The following is a 3,141-nucleotide window of genomic DNA, read 5'->3' as shown; positions in this document are numbered from 1 at the left end:
GGTTCGCAGCGCAGCGGAGAAGCTTGTGCCACACGGGCTTGCCCGAAAAACGTTGCCCAAGATGCGCAGCGAAGCGGAGTATCTTGGGCAACGGTTTGAATAAACGCCCGTTTTAATGGCGTTTATTTTTTGTTAGCATCATTTATTAATTTCTTAATAGCAACCACAACAACTTCAGGCTCATCGATGTGAATATGATGTCCACTATTCTTCGCGATAATCTGCTCACTATTTGAGGATAAAGTGAGTAAGTTTTTCTGTAAAGAAATGGAATGATTCATAAGGCTTTCTGAACTCCAATTTTCATCTCCTTCTTTGGGTTCTTTTGCTCCTCCTGTGATTACAATTAAAGGCAATTCTGATAAACTATAATCTTCATAGTTTTCATACATCATTTGAAATATTTCAGCCTCATAAGTATCTGCCTGTCCCTTTATATATGTCCATGGGCGCAGGTTGTAAATCCACTGAAATCGTTCTTTGTCCTCTTCTGAAAACTTATCAAGCTTGTTTCCAAAATCTTTTCGACCTTGAAAAGAGGATATTTCCTTTGGAGTGGTTATTGGAGTAGTTATTACAGGCGGAATAGAATCATTAGCTGTTAATCGCATTTTTTTCCATTCCATTTTTTTAGATTCTTTATTATATATTTTTAAGACCACATCGGGATGAGTTGCATCTACTAAAACAACACCAGCAATTTCATCTTTAAATTCAACTGCAAAGAGATTTGCAATTATTCCCCCAAGTGAATGCCCAACAACAATATATGGAGGATTTATACCCGCTTTACGGAGAACTTGTCGGCTATCATAAACTTGCTGATTTAGTGCTGCTCCGTGTCCATGTTCACTCCAGCCTTCTCCATTTTGGTCTATTGCTACAGCCGTTGCGAATTGTCCAACTTTGGGTAAAACAAGATTCCAGTTTAGAGCGATATCACCAGCTCCATGAAAGAAAATTACGTTTGGGCCGGTTTTATTTTTCCCTTCTATTAAAAGATGCATTTTATACCCACCATTATCAAACAATTCTCCAGGAGCCGGAAAATCTGAAATTTGAGCTATACAGTAATTAGTTGACAAGTGACTAATGACAAAAAGCAAAATTAGACTTTTTAGTTTCATATTTATTTTTATTGATGCTAACTCCGGCTACCACGCAGGCTGACCAAAGGGAAGCTTGACGGGGTAGCAAAGTTCTGCTCAGTCTTCATTCTTTTCCCCTCTAATTTGATTTGATATGTCTTTTTGTATTGAATCAATCAACTCAAAACACCTATCCTTTCTCTCCCTGTTGAAGTCAACCATCTGACGAATATCCTGGTTAGTTGCATTCTCATACTCTTTTATTAATCTTGTTTTTCCTTCTCTATAATCTTTAAAAAATTGGAGTATATCTTTTAGCTCTTTATAATGCTCTGTCTCGAGGAATATTGATGCTTTATCAATCTCTATCATTGATTTTTTTAGATTTATTCCAAATTCTTTGAGGTTGGGTTTATTTGCAGCTTCCCACAATTTCTCAGATGAATACTTTAAGTCTTGAAGCTGATTCCACAAATTACTGTAGAGCTCAAATTGTTTATCTGAAAACCTTAGTATAACAGTTTTTAGTATTTCTAACTGAGACTTATATTGAGCTAATTCTTGTTGAAGTTCATGCTTTACTTTCTCAATATACTTTTTTGCTAGAGTATCACTAGTTTTCTGTATAAACCACCATATTCCTCCGCCTATTACAGTCATAGCTGCTGAGAAAATCGCTACTGCTTGAAGTATATCAATCATCATTTCTGTTTTTTTAACCTCATGAGATAATGAGTTATTTTCTGGTAGACTCCATTTATTCGATGAAATGTATAAATACAGGCTAAATTACTCACATCTTCACCATATGGATTCCTTATATTCCCTACGCTATCTAATTGAAGGATGTTGGAAGCTTCTTCCTTCATAGTAATCGCTAAGAAAAATCGGTAATTACTTTTGAATTTTTCAAAGTCATTAGCAAAACAGTAAATAAGGAGATGCTTGTTAGATAGCCCTAGACCGTCATAATTATCTAGGAGTTTAGTTAGGTGGTTAACAAGGTTTTTGTTTTTACCCCTTGCACTAACACTATTAATTTTCAAACATTCGATTATTGTTACAGGAAGACCTCTTTTATCTCTAATCATCAGATCAATCTCGCCAGAATTTAACTTACTCATTGATAATCCACTACGAGTTTGGTCTGACACGTTATAGCTTTTCGATCTCAATAAGTCTGAAACATAATCATTTATTTCATCTTCTTTCTTACCCTCCTGATTTCTTTCTAAGACTCTAGTACATATTTCGATTAGGTCAGAGCTTATATTCTTAGTTATGGATTCGCGTCCAATTTTTAATTCAAAATCTTCCTTAGAAGTAAGCATCAAAAAGTAGTAAAAGTCAATAATTGGGTAAGCTAAATTAACACTTATTTTTCGTCTTAAATACTTTTTAATTATAGAGGAAACTTCTTTTTGATGATTGGGGGAGAACTTATTTATATGTTTTTTCACGAAAAGAATAGTCATTACTTCAGACCTTTCTCTAATTGATTCCGCACATTGCGAACGGAATTCTGAATCAACTGGATCACTAAAGTTAATAAATCCAAGCAAAAACCCACTTATTGAGTAATGGAGTTCCCTGTCAAAAGCAATTAATGATTTATTATCTACTGAATCAGGCAAATCAATATAGGGTTGACCTCCTATTTTGCCTAGGTGATCATATAGTTTACTTATAAAATATTCTTTTTCAGTTTTTGAAATGCTCAAGTTATAAATATACTCATCAAGCATTTTTCTTAAAAGCGAAAATGAAGTATTATTGCTCAATAAGAGAGTCACAAATTCATAGACTCTATCTGACAAAATATGCCTACCATTCGTAACATCTCTTACTAAGAGCTTATTAAGCTTTTTTAGAATCTCGATATTTTCTAGAAAGTATTGTTCTATTTTATCTTCAATATTGGCCATATAGCATCTTAATATTACCTTTTTCTTAATTGAGCAGAACGTTTTTCGGGACATGCGAAGTTCGGAAATTTTCGGCGCAGCCGAAAAAATTTTTGAATTTCCGCATGTCCCGTGTTGTACGAGGTTCG

The 3,141-nt window shown here is 34.4% G+C and carries 2 protein-coding genes and 1 pseudogene; all 3 read right to left on the bottom strand.

Annotated elements, in window-relative coordinates; translation table 11 throughout:
- Positions 1-122 precede the first annotated feature (122 nt).
- Entirely contained in the window at positions 123-1,127 is a 1,005-nt protein-coding gene (locus tag A3EU_RS0125620; RefSeq protein WP_020539048.1) for an alpha/beta hydrolase, read from the bottom strand.
- Positions 1,128-1,205: 78 nt separating this feature from the next.
- Entirely contained in the window at positions 1,206-1,793 is a 588-nt protein-coding gene (locus A3EU_RS0125615) for a hypothetical protein (protein ID WP_020539047.1), read from the bottom strand.
- A pseudogene (locus tag A3EU_RS0125610) lies at positions 1,790-3,141 on the bottom strand (hypothetical protein); the annotation flags it as partial. The pseudogene A3EU_RS0125610 and the gene A3EU_RS0125615, both read right to left, overlap by 4 nt.

This window comes from Lewinella cohaerens DSM 23179, from assembly GCF_000379805.1.
Classification (GTDB): domain Bacteria; phylum Bacteroidota; class Bacteroidia; order Chitinophagales; family Saprospiraceae; genus Lewinella; species Lewinella cohaerens.
This window is presented reverse-complemented; position numbering and strand designations above follow the sequence as displayed.